19 protein-coding genes are annotated in these 20,140 nt (G+C 32.6%); 5 read left to right on the top strand and 14 right to left on the bottom strand.

The features are described 5' to 3' along the window. Positions 1–81: 81 nt before the first annotated feature. The 11 genes from OB7_RS09625 to OB7_RS09575 are packed head-to-tail and all read right to left on the bottom strand — an operon-like array spanning position 82 to position 11,075. Complete coding sequence (locus tag OB7_RS09625) at positions 82–1,233, bottom strand: iron-containing alcohol dehydrogenase (RefSeq protein ID WP_004100815.1); 1,152 nt, start codon at positions 1,231–1,233, stop codon at positions 82–84. Between the two features lie 4 nt (positions 1,234–1,237). Continuing rightward, the gene (locus OB7_RS09620; protein ID WP_012579885.1) at positions 1,238–1,693 is read right to left on the bottom strand and encodes a flavodoxin domain-containing protein; all 456 of its coding nucleotides are present in this window, start codon (positions 1,691–1,693) and stop codon (positions 1,238–1,240) included. Positions 1,694–1,695: 2 nt separating this feature from the next. Continuing rightward, positions 1,696–2,595, bottom strand: a complete 900-nt coding sequence (era, locus tag OB7_RS09615; protein WP_004100821.1) for a GTPase Era — start codon at positions 2,593–2,595, stop codon at positions 1,696–1,698. 1 nt (position 2,596) lies between these two features. Then, positions 2,597–4,945 carry a phenylalanine--tRNA ligase subunit beta gene (gene pheT / locus OB7_RS09610; RefSeq protein WP_114703171.1) on the bottom strand — a complete coding sequence of 783 codons (2,349 nt, stop codon included), beginning with the start codon at positions 4,943–4,945 and terminating at the stop codon, positions 2,597–2,599. A 19-nt stretch (positions 4,946–4,964) separates the two neighbouring features. Next, complete coding sequence (locus OB7_RS09605; protein ID WP_114703170.1) at positions 4,965–5,594, bottom strand: hypothetical protein; 630 nt, start codon at positions 5,592–5,594, stop codon at positions 4,965–4,967. Between the two features lie 4 nt (positions 5,595–5,598). Continuing rightward, positions 5,599–6,018 carry a tetratricopeptide repeat protein gene (locus OB7_RS09600; RefSeq protein ID WP_004100827.1) on the bottom strand — a complete coding sequence of 140 codons (420 nt, stop codon included), beginning with the start codon at positions 6,016–6,018 and terminating at the stop codon, positions 5,599–5,601. Next, positions 5,990–7,489, bottom strand: coding sequence for an NHL repeat-containing protein (locus OB7_RS09595; protein ID WP_004100832.1), 1,500 nt, complete (start codon positions 7,487–7,489; stop codon positions 5,990–5,992). Before OB7_RS09595 ends, OB7_RS09600 begins: the two co-directional genes overlap by 29 nt. After that, positions 7,486–8,091 carry a glycerol-3-phosphate 1-O-acyltransferase PlsY gene (gene plsY, locus OB7_RS09590; protein WP_004100835.1) on the bottom strand — a complete coding sequence of 202 codons (606 nt, stop codon included), beginning with the start codon at positions 8,089–8,091 and terminating at the stop codon, positions 7,486–7,488. The genes OB7_RS09595 and plsY overlap by 4 nt, the downstream gene beginning before the upstream one ends. A gap of 1 nt (position 8,092) precedes the next feature. Further along, on the bottom strand, positions 8,093–8,890 hold the full coding sequence (locus tag OB7_RS09585; RefSeq protein WP_004100837.1) for a hypothetical protein: 798 nt from the start codon (positions 8,888–8,890) through the stop codon (positions 8,093–8,095). A gap of 23 nt (positions 8,891–8,913) precedes the next feature. Next, positions 8,914–9,978, bottom strand: a complete 1,065-nt coding sequence (gene wecB / locus OB7_RS09580; RefSeq protein WP_004100838.1) for a non-hydrolyzing UDP-N-acetylglucosamine 2-epimerase — start codon at positions 9,976–9,978, stop codon at positions 8,914–8,916. Between the two features lie 11 nt (positions 9,979–9,989). Next, positions 9,990–11,075 carry an MFS transporter gene (locus OB7_RS09575; protein WP_004100840.1) on the bottom strand — a complete coding sequence of 362 codons (1,086 nt, stop codon included), beginning with the start codon at positions 11,073–11,075 and terminating at the stop codon, positions 9,990–9,992. A gap of 165 nt (positions 11,076–11,240) precedes the next feature. Here OB7_RS09575 and OB7_RS09570 point away from each other — a divergent pair, with 165 nt between their 5' ends. From OB7_RS09570 to OB7_RS09560, 3 genes are read left to right on the top strand one after another with little or no spacing between them, the layout of a single operon-like run. Next, positions 11,241–12,488: an ABC transporter substrate-binding protein gene (locus OB7_RS09570; protein ID WP_004100845.1), complete on the top strand. Its 1,248-nt coding sequence runs from the start codon at positions 11,241–11,243 to the stop codon at positions 12,486–12,488. 41 nt (positions 12,489–12,529) lie between these two features. Continuing rightward, entirely contained in the window at positions 12,530–13,450 is a 921-nt protein-coding gene (locus tag OB7_RS09565) for a carbohydrate ABC transporter permease (protein WP_004100848.1), read from the top strand. Then, complete coding sequence (locus OB7_RS09560; protein WP_114703169.1) at positions 13,447–14,256, top strand: carbohydrate ABC transporter permease; 810 nt, start codon at positions 13,447–13,449, stop codon at positions 14,254–14,256. The genes OB7_RS09565 and OB7_RS09560 overlap by 4 nt, the downstream gene beginning before the upstream one ends. On the opposite strand, the gene OB7_RS09555 is transcribed toward OB7_RS09560, so the two are convergent. Next, positions 14,253–15,335, bottom strand: a complete 1,083-nt coding sequence (locus tag OB7_RS09555) for an NAD(P)H-dependent flavin oxidoreductase (protein WP_004100850.1) — start codon at positions 15,333–15,335, stop codon at positions 14,253–14,255. The two genes, OB7_RS09560 and OB7_RS09555, sit on opposite strands and share 4 nt — an antisense overlap. A 138-nt stretch (positions 15,336–15,473) precedes the next feature. Between OB7_RS09555 and OB7_RS09550 the strand changes: the two genes are divergently transcribed. Next, on the top strand, positions 15,474–17,054 hold the full coding sequence (locus tag OB7_RS09550) for a sensor domain-containing diguanylate cyclase (protein WP_114703168.1): 1,581 nt from the start codon (positions 15,474–15,476) through the stop codon (positions 17,052–17,054). Between the two features lie 24 nt (positions 17,055–17,078). Here OB7_RS09550 and mnmG read toward each other — a convergent pair whose 3' ends face one another. After that, positions 17,079–18,953, bottom strand: coding sequence for a tRNA uridine-5-carboxymethylaminomethyl(34) synthesis enzyme MnmG (gene mnmG, locus OB7_RS09545; protein WP_114703167.1), 1,875 nt, complete (start codon positions 18,951–18,953; stop codon positions 17,079–17,081). Positions 18,954–19,070: 117 nt separating this feature from the next. Between mnmG and OB7_RS09540 the strand changes: the two genes are divergently transcribed. Next, positions 19,071–19,640, top strand: coding sequence for a sulfurtransferase TusA family protein (locus tag OB7_RS09540; protein WP_114703166.1), 570 nt, complete (start codon positions 19,071–19,073; stop codon positions 19,638–19,640). 46 nt (positions 19,641–19,686) lie between these two features. On the opposite strand, the gene gcvH is transcribed toward OB7_RS09540, so the two are convergent. After that, positions 19,687–20,043 (bottom strand): glycine cleavage system protein GcvH, encoded by a 357-nt coding sequence (gene gcvH / locus OB7_RS09535; RefSeq protein WP_004100858.1) that lies wholly within the window; start codon positions 20,041–20,043, stop codon positions 19,687–19,689. Positions 20,044–20,140: the final 97 nt, after the last annotated feature.

Here is a 20,140-nt window from a genome sequence, read left to right as displayed (position 1 = left end):
AAATTCATCTCCATCTTATAGAAGATGGAGTCTTCTTTGCTTTTATTTCGATAAATAAAGGTTCCAGCGCTTGCTGGAACCTTAATATGCTATTTCTAATATCTTTTTAATATCATCTCTTTCAAGCTTTTTCAGTTTACCCATAGGAGCCATTTTTGATGCAATTTCGGTTAATTTTTCAATATCTTCTTCCTTAAAGCCAAGTTCCTTTAATGTTGTTGGAGCTCCTATTTTTTTATACCAGTCACTTAGTGCATTTATTGCTTCTTCGGGTTTGCAATCTTTCAATCCAAAGATATTTTCGCCAAATTGGACAAATCTTTCTGGTGCTTGACTATATACATATTTCATCCATGCAGGAAAGACTACAGCAAGTCCTGCGCCATGAGCTACATCAGGATTTAGCGCGCTAAGAGCATGTTCTATAGCATGAGATGACCAATCTCCACCTTTATGTCCAAGGCCAGATACTCCATTTAAAGCAAGGGTAGTAGAAAGGGCAAAATTAGCTCTGGCATCGTAATTTTTAGGATCATCAAGCAAAACTTCAGTAGTTTGCATTATAGTCTTTATTATACCTTCATCAATTCTATCCGTTAAAGAAACTTCTTCACCATCAAAGTAATACTCCATAACGTGTGATATAGCATCAACGGCGCCATTTACAAGTTGATTTTGTGGCAAAGTATATTGAACTTCTGGATCAACCACAGAAACCTTTGGATAAACGTGAATTGAGCTAAAAGAAAATTTTTCAAGTGTTTCTTCGTTTGTTACAACAGAATTGCCATTCATTTCAGTTCCCGTTGCAGAAAGGGTTAATATAGCATATAAAGGCATAGCTTCTTTTACCTTTGCTTTTCCAGAATAAAAGTCCCAAACATCTCCTTCGTATCTTACACCTGCAGCAACCGCCTTTGCACTATCTATTACACTACCACCACCAACCGCAAGTATTGCATCCACATTCTCATTTTTTGCAACAGAAATTGCTTCCTTGACCTTAGACAATACTGGATTAGGTCTTACTCCCCAAACTTCAATCTTTTCAACACCATTTTCTACAAGTGATCTTACTACCTTTTCATATACTCCATTCTTTTTAATAGAACCCCCACCTGCAAGAAGAAGGACCTTTTTAACGTTATCCTTTTTTAAATATTCTCCTATCTTTTCGACGGTATTTTTTCCAAAAACAAGTTTTGTTGGGTTATAAAACACAAAATTTTGCATATTTTTACACCTCCCCTTCAAGTTTTTCAATTAAACTATTCACCCATTCAAAAACTTCTTTTTTCTCTTTTAAATTTACCTTTTTAATCCATCCTTTAAACACCGCGCTTTTAAACATTAGATTTTCTACTTTGCTTTCAAGTGCTTTTAGATATTGCTTTTCAATATATGCCTTACCTGCTTTCCCAAAAATTTGAGCCATACATACTATGAACAGAGCTAATTTTTTTGTACTTAATTTATCCGAATATTTTTGTAGAAAATCAGTTATGCTCTTTAAAGGTTTTTCGTAGTAAATAGGAGAGCCAACAACAAACAGATCATATGAAAAATCACCATTGAATTCATTAACCTTAAAGACATCTACAACTGCACTATTTTCCTCAAAAGCCTCTTTTATCCACTTAGCAAAAAGCTCCGTCGATCTTCTTTTAGTATCATATATTATACATACCCTCATATTTAGTCTTTTAAATCATCTCTCATTCCAATTTCATTTAATATAATAAAGTCCTTATTACGCCAATCTTTTTTCACCTTTACATGCAAATCAAGGAAAACTTTTCCGCCAACAAGATATTCTATTTCTTTTCTTGCCTCCTGGCCAATTGTTTTTATCATATTTCCTTTTTGACCAATAATAATTCCCTTCTGACTATTTCTATCAACGTATATATTTGCACGTATATACAATACCCCATTATCTCTTTCTTTTATTTCTTCTATTATGACAGCAACAGAGTGTGGAACCTCTTCGTATGTATGATGAAAAATCTTTTCCCTTATTATCTCAGATGCCATAAAAGATAGAGGTCTATCAGTTATCATATCTTCAGGATAGTATTGAGGTCCCTCTTCAAGGTTTTCAACAATTAGATCTAAAAGTTCTTTTATTCCTTCACCTCTTACAGCAGAGGTCTTTACTATGCCCACACAATTTTCAAGACTATTCTTTATTTCATTGTAAATTTGCTCAACCTTTTTAGCATCTACAAGATCAATTTTATTTATTACACCTATAGTTTTTGTCTTTGATTGATTTACATAATCAAAGACAAACCTTTCTGGTTTTCCAACTCCTTCTTTTGCATCCACAACGGTCAAGATTAAATCAACACCTTTTAGTGCACTTACTGCTGCCTTAACCATGTATTCTCCAAGCCTGTACAATGGCTTATGTATTCCAGGTGTATCTACGAAAATTATCTGAAAATCATCAGTAGTATGTATAACGTTTATTCTATTTCTAGTAGTTTGCGGTTTATCTGAAACAATTAAAATTTTCTTGCCAACTATCGCATTAACAATAGAAGATTTTCCTACATTTGGCTTTCCAGCAAGTGCGACAAATCCTGATTTCATATCAGACCTCCTCAAATCTCAATTTCAATGGGTATTTGTATATCAAATCTTTCTTGATCTTTTCCCAGATCTTATTTACCTCATCCTCACTTAATGTTTTATCTTCTGCTCTAAACACACAATAAACAGTCACGCTCTTGTATCCTTCTTCTATTCCTTTTCCAGTATAAACATCAGATATACCAGCTTCTTCAACGTATTTATACTTATAAAGACCTTCAATCACTTTTCCCATCAAAAAGTCATTTGGGACAAGAAGTGAAACATCACGTCTTACAGATGGAAATTGCGAACTTTCCCTGTATTCTGGAACCTCCACGTAATTTTCATACAAGGGTTGAGTCGATATTTCTAGTGCATAAACTTCATCTTTTACATCGTAGAATTTATCCATCATCTCATCATCGAGCATTCCCATAACACCTATTTCTTGGCCATTTAATAGAATCCTTGCACACCTTGTAGGAACAAATCCCTCAACTTCTGCTGGCTCAAATTCAAATTTTAGGTTGAACTCCTCTGCCAAATTCTCAATGTACCCTTTAAAAGTATAAAAGTCGATCATTCTTTGATCTGTATAATCTCTTTTATTAATCCTTCCAGTTGCAACAAACGCTAATTTTTCAACATCTTTAGGTTGGCCGTTTTCTTCAATAAATACCTTCCCAACTTCAAATAGCTTTACATCTCTATTTTGCCTTTTGTAATTATACGAAAGAGAATCAAGAAGCCCATATAATAGCGATGGTCTCATAACAGCCATCTCTTCATTAATTGGATTTGAAATTCTTACGCTAAAACCGGTAAAGTTCCATTTGCCTACTATATCATTTGATACAAAAGACAAATTCATTGCCTCCAAAAAGCCTTCCGCTTTTAATGCATCTTTTAATTTATATCTTAGCTTTTGATTTTTACTTCTTGAATTGCTGTTTATCAATATCCTAAAAGGTTTACTTTCTATCTTTTCCATCCCGTATATTCTCGAAATCTCCTCTACAAGATCGATAGGTCTTGTAACATCAAAATACCTATACGTTGGAACAAATACTTTATTACCTTCTACCTCAAAACCTAATCTACCTAGAATCTTTTTTTGTACATCTTCTTCAATATTTTCTCCAACAACCTTGTTTGTAAAATTAAAATCAAAATCGATCTCAGTTCTATCAATCTTTCTTGGATAAAGATCTAGAATATCAGTAGGTGTTCCACCCGAAAGTTCTAAAATAAGCTCTGTAAGCCTATTTATAACATATATTGCATCGTTTGGATCTACACCTCTTTCAAATCTATAAGAAGAATCTGTGATAATTCCGTGTGCTTTTGATGTTTTTCTTATTCTAACAGGATCGAACATAGCAACTTCAAGGAGAATATCTTTTGTATCATCCTTTACTCCTGATTCTTCCCCACCCATTACTCCACCAAGTGCTAATATCTTTTCACCATCAGTTATCAATACTTCTCCACCCAAAAGCTTGTATTTGTTTTCATCCAAAAGTAGTACCTCTTCTCCGCCTTTTGCATCTTTTACAACTATCTTAGGAACGTTTTTCAAATCAAAAGCATGCACTGGATGGCCAGTTTCAAGCATTACATAATTTGTGATATCAACAATGTTGTTTATTGGTCTTAATCCAGCTGCAATTAGCCTTTTTTTAAGCCACATAGGGCTTTCTTTTACTGTAACATTCCTTATAACCCTTGCAGTATACCTGTAACACCCATCACTTTCAATCTTAATTTCAACTGGAAATTTTTCTTTCCCTTCTATATTCTTAATTTTCAAATTCAAATCAACATCATAAATTGCAGAAACTTCCCTTGCAATACCTATAACGCTGAGACAATCAGGTCTATTTGGTGTAATTTCTATATCAAGTACTTTGTCTTTTAATCCAAAGTATTCAATTACATCCGTCCCCGGCTGCACTTCTTCCTTAAACTTATACACCCCACTTGATTTTTCTTCAAGACCTAACTCTTGAAGAGAGCACATCATACCTTCAGACAATATTCCACGCATCTTTCTTGGAACAATTTTTAAATCAAAAAGCCTAGCACCTTCAAGTGCTACTGGCACTGTATCTCCCTTGGAAACACTGAGGTCTCCGGTTAAAATCGTTTTTATTTGATCACCAACATCAACCTTACATACAATTAATTTATCTGCATTAGGATGTTTTTCAACATCTATTACCTTTCCAACAACTATTTTTCCTTCAACATCGAAAGGGTTAATTATTTCTTCTACATTTGTCCCCCTTAAACTAAGCTTTTCAGCAATCTCTTCTGCACTCTTTTCAATATTTACAAAATCTTTTAGCCAATTAATTGAAAGCCTCAAAACAATTCACCTCCAAAAACTATTCTTTTTTCTTTTTAAAATTAATTACAAATCCTAATACTACAAGAATTAGAAAAATAACTATCGCTACAGAAGAAAAGAGCGGTTCATCTATTTTTGAAAAATCACCTTTTAAAATAAAGCCAATTATAACCGCAGAAATAGTTCCAGCACCTACAAGAATAGATAAAATACCTATGACCTCTGCGCTCTTTTTATAAGTTACAATTCCACCCAAAATTCCAAGAACAATTGCAACACCTGCGTATAAATACAATGGCTCAAATGATAGTGTAATTCCAAAATAACCAATTATAAAGTTTGCTATATAATAACCAAGGGCGCCAACTATTAAAAATCCAAAGATAAATGTTATAGATTTATATATTGCATACAAAACCGCAGCAGCAATAACACCAAAAACAACCATTGAAATTTGATAATACGTTGGATTCGAAAGCCATTCCTTAATTTGCGGAACTCTTTCAACTATCGCTGGAAATAAAATGTTAATACCAATTATAAACCCAAATATTGCAACAGATAACTTTTCAACAAATTTTGCAGCAAAGAGAAGAAAAACACCAGCAATCAATGAGTAATACCAATAATCAAATAAAGGTCGAAGGTAGTGTTCTAATTCAGCCATGGTTTCACCCCTCAATATATTTTAAAACTTCCTGCCGAACTTTTTCATCTTTCATTCTCTCTTGTGCCTTTCTATTATTTCCAGTTGCAAGATAACATAATGCTAGTTGCACATTAAGCTCAAAATCATTAAATCCCAACTTTTCAGCCTTTTCAAAGTTAAATATTGCAAGAGAGTAATTATCTATTTCCATGAATGCACAACCCATGTTAAAGTAGCATTCTGCAAAATCGGGCTTTATTTGTAAAGCTTGTTTGTAGTACTCTATAGCCTTTGCAATCAAACCTTTTCTTCTATATATATTTCCAAGGTTATTATACGCTTCAGGCACATTTTCTTTTATAAGTTCTCTGTAAATTTTTTCAGCCTCATCAAATTTTCCCTGCTTTGACAGTTCAATCGCCTTTATTAGCTTCTCCTCCATTTACAACTTCCTCCGTATACACAAATATATCTGTAAATTTTTCATCTGCAACTTCAAATTTTACAGATACCTTTACAAGTGGTAAAGGAAATATTTTTGCATAATTGTATGTGATCTTCCATTTAAATTTTCCTCTCTTTTCAAACTCAATTGGAGCTCCTCCCGTAAATTTCCACCTATCATTTTTTACAATTACTTTTCCAAGAAATCTATCCGTTAAAAGACTTTTTGAAATATCGGTTGTTGGATATACCGTATCTTGTTCTCCTTCAATTTGAGCAAATTCTCTAACATCTTCCTCATATATATTTAAAAAATCTTTAGCAAGGTATATATCGTCACCAAAATAATTTTCAAGGCACACATGTGCAGTTAATGTGGCATCACTTGTTTCAAAACTTTCCACTTTAACAAAAATAGGAAGATCATCTTTTAATAAATACCAATTAATCGTATCACTCTTCCAATCAACTACAAAAAGATGTGGATAAGAATATTCAATAAACATCGGAGTTGAGTTAATTTTAAATTCACTTTCTCCTGCAATTATCTTATTTCCGTCAAAATATATTAATTGACCTGCAGGAGTTACTTCAAAACTCCAAATTTTGTCTTTTAACTTTATTTTATCCTTTAGTTCAAGTGTATAAAGATTATACACTAATATTTGATTCGAAAATGCATCTAATATATACAAATTTTCATAATTAATATCACAATCCAGTGCAATTGTTGGAAGTGGAAGATTTTTTTCAATCACTCTATCTGAAAAGATATAAATCTTTGAAGCATCGACAACAACTAATCTATTAGCTCTATCAACTCCGGCAATTATAGGACTTTTTAAACCTGTATAGATTGGCTGCTGATTTTCTAGAGTATATATAGAATCTTCCGATGAAATATACACTTTTCCAAAAGAATCTACAGCTATACTCCTTGGATTATACGGAAGTTTAATTATATTCGACATTTTAAAATCGTCTAAAACTATAAGCCTTTTATTCTTTTTGTCGATCACATAAACCTTTTCACCGAATACTGCAAGGCCTACAGGGGAATAAAAATATTCTGTAAGGCCCTCTTTCCCCGAAACACTATTTACAAATTTTAGTTTATACTCTTTCACCTCAAAATTTTCAGGGGAGTTAAAAACCTCTATCTTTTTATACAGTTCCATTATTTCTGGAATATTAGTAATAGTTAAAAGTGTTTTCAAATTCTCACGTGCTGCATCAACTTGATCGTTGTAAACATCTATCTTTGCTTTAACATACCAAAACCAAGGTATTTCTCTTGCAGAAATACTTCCAGTCATTGCATCATCCATTTTTAAACTTGCCTCTGCATATTTTCCTTCGCTCCAAAGCTTTATAGCCTCACTTAAAAAAGCCCTGCTTTGCTCTTCAGTTAAAATAGAAAATGATACAACGGAAACTAATAAATATAGAAGTGGAACTAATCTCTTCAATCTTTTTTCCCCTTTCCAAAAAAATATTTAACAACATCCGTCTTTCTTTCATTTCCATTCAAAAGCCTTTTTATATTTTCCTTATGCCTAAGCGTTGAAAAGAGGGCAAGTGCAAGAAAAATCACCCAATAATCTTTTCCGATAAAAAATGTAAAAATTGATGCTCCTAAAAGACCTACTATAGAACCAAGGGAAACATACTTTGTAAAAATTACTATTAAAAGCCAAATGAGAAAAAATACCAACCCGCTCCATGGATTTATTGCAAGAAAAACACCAAATGTTGTGGCAACACCTTTACCACCTTTAAATTTTAAATATATAGGAAAACAATGTCCAAAAACTGCAAAACTTCCAGAAAGTAGCATTGCATTAATTCCAAAGCTACTTACAAAAATGACAGCCAAATATCCCTTTAAAATATCAAGAAAAAAGGCAAGTGCACCGTATAAGGCACCTGCACTTCTTAATACATTAGTACCACCGACATTCCCACTTCCAACTTTCCTTATATCAATTCCTTTAAGCTTTCCAATTAGGAAGCTAAAAGGAATTGCTCCCAAAAAGTAGCCAATTAATATCGCATAAATATGATGTTCCACGTTATTCCCCCTTTAAAATAAACGCATAGATATAATCACCATTTTTGACGTATAAAAGTCTGTATCTTCCATCTTCAAAATTTGCATTTTTTACAATTCTTAAAGCTTCAATATCGCTTTTTGCGATTATCTTTTTATTTCTCACTTCAAATATAACAACTTTTCCATTTTTTCTAGCAAATTCAAACTTTTCCTTGTAGCGTGCAATATCGTCTACTCTTTCAATTTTTACAACTCTACCTTTTTTTACATCGTATACAACAAAGTATAATTGCATACTTTGTTGCTGTTTTTTACTAACACTTTCGATCAAATCAGGATCATAAAACACAAGAACGTGGTATTCAAAAAATCCATTTTTCACAGGAACTTTCCATTTTGCAATAACCTTTGAACTTACAACAAAATTATTAACAACCACACTCACATCTTGCTCGTATCCAAAAGCCGATCTTACTCCAAAAATTTTTTCATTTAAAGAGCTATCAGAAGTTATCTTGGTACCTAAAAATGATGCAAGTTCTTGCCTTGCCTTATTTGCAGCCTGCTGCCAAGCTTCATTTTCATTTCTTTGAGGTAATGTCACACTACCTTCAAAAACGAAAAGATTACCTTCTTCATATAACTTTTTGATCCTCTCAGCTACAGCAAGATCTTTTTCAACAATTATAGAATTTTTCGGGATCTCTCTTAATACAACCCCGGAAAATTCTATAACACTTGTTTTTGGAAAAATTAAGAATAAAAGTCCTGCTATTAAGATTGCAGAAATTCCAATTAAAACATACATCCTCTCCATACAGTCTCACCACCCATAAATGATTATATCACAGCAGATAGTATTTTTTCCGATGCTTTTCCATCTCCGAATGGATTATCAACCGCTAATTTTCTATCAAGTCCTTCAATTAAACTTTTATAGACTGATTCTTCTTCAGTGCCAGCAAGAACTCCATATCCACTTTCTATCAGTTCCGGCCTTTCCGTTGTATTTCTGCAGACAACCACAAATTTTCCAAAACTTGGAGCTTCTTCCTGGATGCCTCCACTATCAGAAGCTACTATTTTTGCTCCAGAGAGCAAACTCAAAAATTCAACATAACCTACTGGATCTAACAATTTTGCATTTTTAAAATCTCCCAGCTCTTGATTAACTACTTCCCTAACCTTTGGATTTAAATGAACCGGAAACACTATTGGTATATCTTTCTCAACTGAAAACCTCTTTATACCTCTCAATATTTTTTTCATCTTTTCTCCCCAATTTTCCCTTCTATGAAGTGTTACAAGAACGTATTCTTTTACATCAACCAAACTTTTTCTAATTTTTTCAAGGTCAAATTTGTTCTTTACATAGAACAGTGCGTCAACAACTGTGTTGCCTGTTATTTTTATTCGTTCATCTTCGTAGCCTTCCTTTTTTAAATTTTCATATGCTTTTTTTGTGGGAGCAAACATTAGATCTGATACTTGATCAATAACTCTTCTATTCATCTCTTCAGGAAACGGATCTTTTAAATTGTTACTTCTTAGACCTGCCTCAATATGTCCAACCTTTATTCCTCTATTAAATGCTGCAATAGCACTTGTCATTGCAGTTGTAGTATCTCCCTGAACAAATAGCCATTCAAATTTTTCTCTTTCAAAAATTTCATCAATTCTAGAAAATATACGAGAAGAAATCAAATTAAGTGTTTGATTTTCCCTCATTACGTCTAAATCATAATCTGGCTTGATGGAAAATACATTAAGCATCACATCCATCATCTGCCTATGCTGTGCAGTTGCAATTAATTTTACATCAATTCCCATCTCTTTCGCTTTTAAATAAACCGGTGCAACCTTAATAACTTCTGGCCTTGTCCCACAAACTATTGCAAGTTTCATTTTCCACCCTCTTATTCTCGTAGATTTTTTTGAAGTAAAAATACAACTGCCAAACCAATTATTGGTACCACAAACATCGCCCTTATACTAAATTTTGAAATGTATCCCATAAGGGAAATGAACAGAAGTGACCCTATACCGGTTGCAGAATAAGTAATACCATTTAAAAAACCAACTTCACTCTTATCTAATTTTATATTAGCATTTCTTTGTATCAATGGAAAAATCGCTCCCATTGACAGACCAAAAAGATAAAACAAAAAGGGTATTTTTAAAACTATCAATAAAGATAGAAATATAAAAGATAAAGAAGTTATCGTTAAAACATATAACCTGTAATTAACAAATTTTAGGAGAAAATCCATTAAAAAACGTGAAAAAGTAAACAGTCCCCAAAAAATACTCAAAAATAATGCAGCTTGCTGTTTTGTAAAGCCAAAATTTAAAAACAAGTTAGGTGCCCAAGTAGCGGTGCTTATTTCACTAGCCGAATAAAAGAACAAAGAAAGTACGGTTATATAAAAAAGAGGCTTTAAATATGGCTTTGAGCTTGAAAAAGAACCTTCATTAATCTTGATATCAGGAAATTTCATTTTCATATTCCAGATAAAAAGAAAAATAACAAAAGAAAGGTAAATCAAATAAAGATACTTATATGATATCCCACTTTTTAAAAATAGCGAAACAAACATCGGTGATAATATTCCTCCAAGACCAAAAAAACCATGGACAATTCCAAATTTTGGATCTTTAAAGTGACTAAGAAAAGTCGTGGAAGATGTAAAAATAATAGAAAGCCCTGCTCCCAAAAGAAAAACTCCAAGAAGTATGAATTTTAAACTTTCTAAGAATGAAAGTATCAACAATGAACTCAGCAAAAACAAATGACCAATAAAGTGAGTCTTTTTTAATCCTAGTTTATTTATAAAAAATGAAATAATAAATGAAAAAATTGTAGTGCCGGCTGTGTTAACCACTGGAATAAAAGTAGAAAAAGCAACTGTCGCATTCAATTTTTCCTGAAAAACAGGCATAAGTGGTGCTATTGAATTTGCAAGAAGCGCTCCAAGAAAAATATTTAAAAAAATAAATACCATACTTTTTCACCTCTCTCAACGAAATTTTAGCATATTTTTGTATATCATAAAATATATTAAAAATACTGGGTAATACTCTTTCATTCTTTGAAAATCTACTCAAAAATATTTTCATACAAATGTGTTAAAATGATATTAACCAGAAAAAATGGGGAGGTGAAAGTGATGAAAAAGATTCTCATAATAGCCTTTGCAATAATTTTATCACTTAGTATCTTTGCTACAGAAAACGCTTTAGAAATATTTAGTTGGTGGACAGGTGGCGGTGAAGAAGAAGGTTTACTTGCTTTGTTCGATCTCTTCAACAAATACTATCCAGACATTCAAATTATCAACGCAGCAGTTGCTGGTGGAGCCGGTACTAACGCAAAGGCAGTGTTAAAAACCAGAATGCTAGGAGGAAATCCTCCAGATTCCTTCCAAGTTCACGCTGGTATGGAACTTACAGATACTTACGTAATTCCAGGACTCATGGAACCAATTACTTGGCTTTTAAAAGAAACAGGTGCATATGACAAGTTTCCAAAAGACCTTATAGAAATCGTTAGTTACAAAGGTGAAGTTTATTCCGTTCCCGTGAACGTTCACAGAGCAAATGTTGTTTTCTACAACAAAAAAATTGCAAAAGAAATAGGAATGACAAAAGAGCCTACAACATGGCCAGAATTTTTGACATACCTTGATAAAGCTAAGAAAATGGGATACGTTGGTATAGCACTTGGTGACAAAAACAAATGGACATCACTTCATCTTTTTGAAAGCATAATGCTTGCAGAACTTGGGCCAGAAAAATACAACAAATTGTGGAAAGGTGAAGCATCATTCAATGATCCAGCTATAAAACAAGCTCTTTCAATTCTAAAAGACATTCTTGCATATGTAAATTCAGACCATTCCGCTCTAACTTGGCAAGATGCAACAAGAATGGTTTTTGAGGGAAAGGCATTCTGCAACATGATGGGCGACTGGGCAGAAGGATATCTAAAGACACTTGGATGGAAGCCTGGAGTTGACTTTGGATGGTTTGCACTTCCTGGTACTCAAGATGCATTCATGCTAGTTTCAGACACCTTCGGATTGCCAAAAAATGCTCCTCATAGAGAAAATGCTATAAAGTGGTTAAAGTTCCTTGCAACAGTTGAGGCTCAAGACACATTTAATCCAATTAAAGGATCAATACCTGCAAGAATTGATGCAGATAAGTCAAAATACGACGTATATCTAAAATGGTCAATGAATGACTTTTCTACAAAAGCAATCTGTCCTTCCATAATACATGGTTCAGCTGCTCCAGAATCATTTGCCACAGCTCTCATGGATGCAATAAATATATTTGTCACAGAGCAAAATGTAAATCAAACATTCAAAGAAATACTCTGGATTGCAGAAGATAATGGATATCTAACAGATTAAAACAAACGGGGCATCTTGCCCCGTTATTTTGAGGTGAGAGTGTGAGAAAAAAGAACCTTTTTATTGGACTCTTAGTTATTACACCTTCCATAATTGCGATTGCCATATTTGTTTATGGATTTATAGGCTGGACTGTTAGAACGTCTTTTTCAAATTGGAATAGTTTTTCTGCACTTTTAAGGGGACAATACAAATTTGTTGGCCTAAGAAACTATATTAGGCTTTTTCAAGATAGCAGATTTCAAACGGATCTTTGGAATACCTTCTTTTTTACTCTATTTTTCTTACTTGGAACAATCGCACTTGGTATAATCATGGCAATTCTTGTAGATAAAGGATTAAAAGGCTCCAGATTTTTCCAAAACCTCTTTCTATTTCCAATGGCAATTTCTTTTGTTGTAACTGGAACTGTATGGAGCTGGATTTTTGCACCAGGTAATATACCTCAAAATCCACAAGGATTAAATCTTTTACTTTCAAAACTTGGACTTGAAAAACTTATGTGGGGTTGGTACACAAGTACACATTCAATTGGAAAATTCAACGTCGCACTGATACCAGTAATTATAGCTGCTATCTGGCAACTTTCAGGTTATACAATGGCAATGTATCTTGCAGGACTAAGAGGTATTTCTGAAGATATTATAGAAGCTGCAAGAGTTGACGGGGCATCAGAATGGAAAATTTTTTGGAAGATTAAAATGCCACTTTTAACACCAATTACTTTGAGTGCAATGATTATTCTTGGACATATATCTTTGAAAATTTTTGATTTGGTATTTTCAATGACAGGTAGTGGACCAAACTTTGTTACTGATGTTCCAGCTATCTACATGTTTGAATTAACCTTTAGAAGCAATAGATACGCAATGGGCTCAGCAATCGCTATAATTATGTTATGTTTTGTTGCAGTAGTTATTATTCCATATCTTGCAACAAACTTGAGAGGTGAAAGAAGATGAAAAAGTTCTTTTCATATTTTTTTCTAATAATAATAGCTATATATATTATTACCCCTCTTTATGTACTGCTTGCAACAAGTTTTAAACCTTTAAGCGAAATTGGAATTTCTGATATGTGGAAATTGCCAAAAAGCTGGTCTTTAAGCGGTCTTATAAAAGCATTTAATAAACTTTCTCCAAACCTTAAAAATAGTTTTTATTTAACAATCCCCGCTACAATTGTTTCTGCTCTTCTTGGCTCATTAAACGGCTATGTATTTTCAAAGGTAAAATTTAAAGGTGTGAATATAATCTTTGCAATTATCCTTTTTGGAATGTTTATTCCATACCAAAGCGTATTGTTTCCATTGATTCGTTTTCTTCAAAAAGTTAACCTTTATGGAACAATAACTGGATTGATAATCGTCCATGTTGTTTACGGTATACCTATAACCTCTCTGATTTTTAGAAATTACTACAGTGAAGTTCCAAACGAACTTATAGAAGCAGCGTATATGGATGGTGCAGGTTTTTTTAAAACCTACTCAAAAGTATTATTTCCTATCTCAATACCTGCCTTTGTTGTAGTTATAATATGGCAGTTTACAAACATATGGAATGAATTTTTATTTGCAGTAACTGTTACAAGTAATCCTGCAAAACAGCCTATAACCGTAGCTTTAGTAAACCTGGCAGGAAGCCAGGTTGTAGAATGGAATGTGCAAATGGCCGGAGCACTTATTACTGCCCTTCCAACACTCGTTGTTTACATTTTACTTGGAAAGTACTTTATAAGAGGGCTTCTTTCTGGATCTGTAAAGGGTTAAAAGGCAAATTGTGCATCTGAAAATTCCTTTTTTATCCTGTTTATTAACTCCTTTACAGTTATAATTTCTTTTACTTTATATGCATTTTCACCAGCAAAAGCAAAACCTTCTTTTAAAAAACCAAGCTTTGCATTGGTAAGTGCTTTTGCAATACAATACGGTACTTTTTTAAAATCACATGTTTTTAAGCACTTCCAAGAGCATTTTATTGGCTTTTTTCCACCCTTTTCTACATCTTCAATAAATTTATTCTTTATAGCTCGCCCTGGAAGTCCCACTGGGCTATCTATTATTGTAATGTCCTCTTTCTTGCAATTTACATACATCTTTTTAAATTCTTCTGAGGCATCACATTCCTTTGTTGCAACAAATCTTGTTGCCATCTGAACACCATCTGCTCCCAATTTTAAAAATTTATATATATCTCCACCACTGTAAATCCCACCTGCTGCGATTACTGGTATTTTTTTACCATACTTTTTTTCATACACATTAATTTCTTTTACAACCTCTTTTAATATCTTTTCTAGTGAATAGTCAGGGTCAAATATCTGCTCTTTTTTAAATCCAAGATGTCCCCCTGCCTTTGGCCCTTCAACAACAATTGCATCTGGCAGTATACCATAATGTTTCTTCCAGTATTTTATAATTAAACTTGCAGCCCTTTTTGAAGAAACTATAGGTACTATCTTTACACCAGACTCTTTTATTTCCTTTGCAGGTATGTCCAACGCAAGACCTGCGCCCATAAAAATAATATCTATGTGTTCTTCAATTGAAGCCTTTATCAATTCAGAAAAATCTGACAATGCAACCATTATGTTAACACCTATTATCCCATCTGAAAGTTTTCTAGCTTTTCTTATTTCCTTTCTAAGTGCCCTAATATTTGCTTGTCTGTAATTTGTATCAAAATCATCCTCAAACATCCCTATACCAGCAGCTCCAATAACCCCTATTCCACCTTCGTTTGCAACTGCACTTGCAAGACTTGAAAGTGAAATTCCAACACTCATACCACCTTGAATTATTGGAAGCTTTGATATTAAATTCCCAATTTTTAAAACAGGTAATTTCATTTAGATCCCCCCACAAAATTTAATTTTTTAAACACAAAAAAATTATATCATTCTAACTTTTTTAAATCAAGTTAATTTTTCTACAAAAGTTATTCTCATGATATAATTAAAAAAAATAAAAAAGTTGGGGGATATATTATGAAAAGCTTAAAAAAGCAGTTTTTCTTTATATCGTTATTTCTTATTCTATCTTTCACAATATTATTTGGTGTGCTATTAACATATACACTTTACAAGGTAGAAACAAAACAATTAAAAGAATTAATTTATCAAAAAAACAAAGCAGTTTCTTTTTTTGTAGAAAGTTATTTTAAAAAGTTTTATATTACTTTAGATTTTCTAAGCTCCTTAGAAAATGTTGTAAACGGATATAAATTAAATAACATAGAAAAGGAAGAAATTATAAGCCTTTACAAAAAAATTCAGGATGTTGATTCTGACATAAATTATTTATACTCTGGGTATGAAGATGGAAGCATTTTAATATATAACTATACCCCACCAGAAGGTTTTGACCCCAAAGTAAGACCGTGGTATATAGCTGCTGTTAAATCTTATCCACATATATCAAATGGTATTCCATATAAAGAAATTAAAAGCCGAGAATGGCTTGTTTCTATAGGAAAGGCTTTACACGATAAGGAGGGGAATTTAACAGGAGTTGTAGCAATAGATACTTCTGTTAGTAAAATAAATGAGATTATAAATAAAAAAGATAATAATTTTGATTCTCTATATAGTTATATTCTAAATAAAAGTCAAGAAATAATATTTCATCCAAACAAAGAATATATCTCAAAAACTATTAAAGAATTAGTTGGAAAAGACTTTGACCTTTCAAATAATGAAGGCTATTTTGAATATAGGCTATATAAAGATAATAAGATAGCATACTTTACAAATTTAAACTTTTTAGGATGGACCGTTGTTACAGTAGTAAACAAAGATGAGATAATTTCAAAAATTATTAACAGTTTAATTTTTCCAACATCAGCGGTTATAATCACCTCAATTATTTTTGGAATATGGTTTAGTCTTTCTTTATATGGAAAAATTATTTCTCCAATTTCATACCTTAAAGAAAGAATCCAAAAGATCGCAAATGGAATTTTTATAAAAGATCAATTCAAATATCCCGACAATGAAATAGGTATAATTGCAAATGAAGTTGAAAAACTTACAGAAAAAGAACTTTACAAGAAAAACCTGGAATTAATGGAACTAAATAAGAAATTAAAGTATTTATCTGAAAGAGATCAACTAACTGATCTTTACAACAGGCATAAAATGAACGAGGAAATAAGAAAACATTATTATAACTTTAAAAGATATGGTAGACCTTTTTCTCTTTTAATGGTAGATATTGACAAATTCAAAAAAATAAACGATACATACGGACATATGGTTGGTGATGAAGTACTCAAAAAATTGGCAAAAATACTAGTTAAAAATATTAGAAAAACAGATATAGCATCAAGATGGGGTGGAGAAGAATTTTTAATCTTACTTTCTGAAACGGATTTAGAGCAAGCAATAGAAGTGGCTGAAAAAATCAGAAAAACTATTGAAAAAGAAAGTTTTCCAAAAGACATAAGAATTACCGTCAGCATTGGAGTAGACTCTGTAGAAAACCATGAACATATAAAAGATTTACTAATTTTAGTTGACGAAAAATTATACAAAGCCAAAGAAAGTGGAAGAAATAGAGTAGAATATTAAAATAAGAACCTCCAAACTGGAGGTTCATTTTTCAATATAGCTTATTATATTGGCTATATCAGAAGGTGTAACTCCAGGTATTCTCATTGCTTGACCAATAGATCTAGGTAAAATCTTTTTTAGCTTTTCTCTTGCTTCAGTTGAAAGATTTGGAACTTTATCAAAATTTATTTTAGAAATATCAACCGATTCATATTCCTCAAAAACTTTAACATCCTCAAGCATCTTTTCAATATATCCTTCATACTTTATCAATATCTCTATCTGTTCTAAAAGTTCTCTATCTTCAATAGGCTCACTATCAAACTCTTTTACATGTCCATACTCAATTTCAGGTCTTTTCAATAGATTATACAACTTTGTTCCTTCTTTTAGAGGAGTTGATCCTAATTCTACAAGTCTATCATTTACAATATCTGATGCTGGAACTTTGACATTCTTAAGCCTTTCTATTTGATATTGGATCTGTTTTTCAAGATTAATTACCTTTTCATAGAACCATTTTGGAATCAAACCCACTCTATAGCCATACTTTGCAAGTCTTAAATGTGCGTTATCATGGCGCAGTAAAAGCCTATATTCAGCACGAGAGGTTAAAAGTCTGTACGGCTCATCAACACCCTTTGTAGTTAGATCATCTATGAGTATTCCAATATAGCTTTCGGATCTTTTTAAAATCAATGGCTCTTCTCCTAAAATTTTCATCGCTGCATTAATTCCAGCAATTAAACCTTGACCTGCCGCTTCTTCATAACCACTTGTTCCATTAATCTGGCCTGCAAAATAAAGACCTTCCACTATTTTTGATTCAAGTGTTTGAAACAATTGTGTCGGGTCAATGTAATCATATTCGATTGCGTATGCAGGCCTTACAATAACTACGTTTTCAAGACCAGGTACAGTTCTAAGCATTTTTACCTGTGCTGCATACGGAAGGCTGGTAGATAAACCATTTAAATAAAATTCTTGAGAGTTTCTTCCTTCTGGCTCAACAAAAACTTGATGCGAATCCCTGTTAAACTTTACGACCTTATCCTCAATCGAAGGGCAATACCTTGGTCCAACGCTTTGAATTAATTTAACATCTCCATACAGTGGTGAATAAACAAGATAATCCCTTATTATCTTATGAGTCTGTTGATTTGTATGGGTAAGCCAACATGGATGATCCTTTGGTAAAACCTTAGGTTCACTAAAATAAGAAAAAGCCCTAGGCTCATCATCCGTATCCTGGCGAATCATCTTTGAAAAATCAATACTGCTTTTTAAAACTCTTGCTGGAGTGCCAGTTTTGAATCTTGAAAGCTTAAAACCAAGTTCTAACAAAGATTTACTCAAACCTTTTGCAGGAAGATCTCCCATTCTTCCTGCTTCCATAGTATCTCTGCCAATAAATATTTTACCGCGTAAAAATGTTCCTGTAGTAAGTACTACTGCTTTAGCGTAATAATCTATACCAAAAGAATCCACAACACCTTTTACTTTTCCGCTTTCTACCAATACCTTTTCTACAACTCCATATCTGAGTATTAAATTTTCTTGAGTTTGAAGCTTATTTTTCATAATCTTTGAATACTCAAACTTATCTATTTGAGCCCTTAAGGCCCTTACAGCGGGGCCTTTACCAGTATTTAACATCCTAACATTTATCATAGTTTCATCTGTTGTCTTTGCCATTTCCCCACCAAGTGCATCTATCTCACGCACTACAATACCCTTTGCAGGGCCTCCTATTGCAGGATTACATGGCGCCCAACCTACGTTATCAAGATTGGTAGTTAATAACAGCGTTCTAAGCCCAAGCCTTGCAGTTGAAAGTGCCGCTTCAATTCCAGCATGTCCTGCACCAACAACAATCACATCAAAGTTCTTATCATCATCAGGTCTTTCAAAAAACAAGAAAATACCTCCTTTGAGTTTTTTTAGTATATTTTATTTAAGTATACCACACTATTTTTTCATATGTCTATAATATTTTATATATATGATAAAATAATTATGCAAGGAGGGATTGTCTTGAAAAATAAATTAACTCTTCAAAATCTCTTTAAAATATTCTCAAGTCAGACTAAACTTGAAATACTAATAACCATTTTTGACAACAATCTAACTGCTTCTGAAATAGCAAATAGATTAAACAAAGATCTCTCAACCATTTATAGACACCTTGTTCAATTAAAAAATATAGGAATTTTAAAATCAAAAAGAGTTAAGGGCATTGAGTACTTTGATTTTTCATCAACCAAAGTATTTCAATTAATTGAAAATGCTATCGAGTTTTTAAACGAAATTAATGGTGAACATGTTATTGATTGTTCCAGCTTAAAAGAATGCTTTTTTGCAAAAAGTCCTAACAATTTAAATCCAGATTATGTTCTAGATGTAAGAGGAGAAATCTGTCCTGTCCCTGATATAAAAACAAGAAAAATGCTTGAAACATTAGAGGAAGGGAAAATATTACTAGTAATTGTGGATTACCCATTATCTGCAGAAAGGATCCCTATTTCCGTCTCAAAGATGGGTTCAAAAGTGCTTGCAAAAATTTCAGAAAAAGCAGGTGAAGTAAAAATTTTCATACAAAAATAAAGGCGCTCTTTTTTAAACAGAAGAGCGCCTTTATTTTCAATTAATGTTATAATTTCTCATACTCTTCTTCTGTCATTAAATCTTCTAACTCGCTTTCATCACTAATTTCTATCTTTGCAATCCAGCCTTCTTCTTCTGCAGAATCACTTATTAATTCTGGGGTTGTATCAAGCTTTTCATTAACTTCAATAATCTTTCCACTAACAGGTGCATATACACTACTTGCAGCTTTTACAGATTCAATCGTACATAATTGCTCACCTTTTTCTATAACTTTTCCTACTTCTGGAAGATCAACATAAGTTACATCTCCTAAATCTTCCGCTGCCCTTTTTGAAATACCAATTATTCCAATCCCATTATTTACCAATATCCATTCATGAGTTTTTGAATATTTTTTCATATTTTTACCCCTTTCTCAATTTTTATTTCAAATATGTATAGCCCAATTACCTTCAAAAGCACCAAGGAGTGTTTCGGTTAGTGTTGGATGTGGATGG

Source organism: Thermosipho africanus Ob7, from assembly GCF_003351105.1.
GTDB lineage: Bacteria > Thermotogota > Thermotogae > Thermotogales > Fervidobacteriaceae > Thermosipho > Thermosipho africanus.
This window is presented reverse-complemented; position numbering and strand designations above follow the sequence as displayed.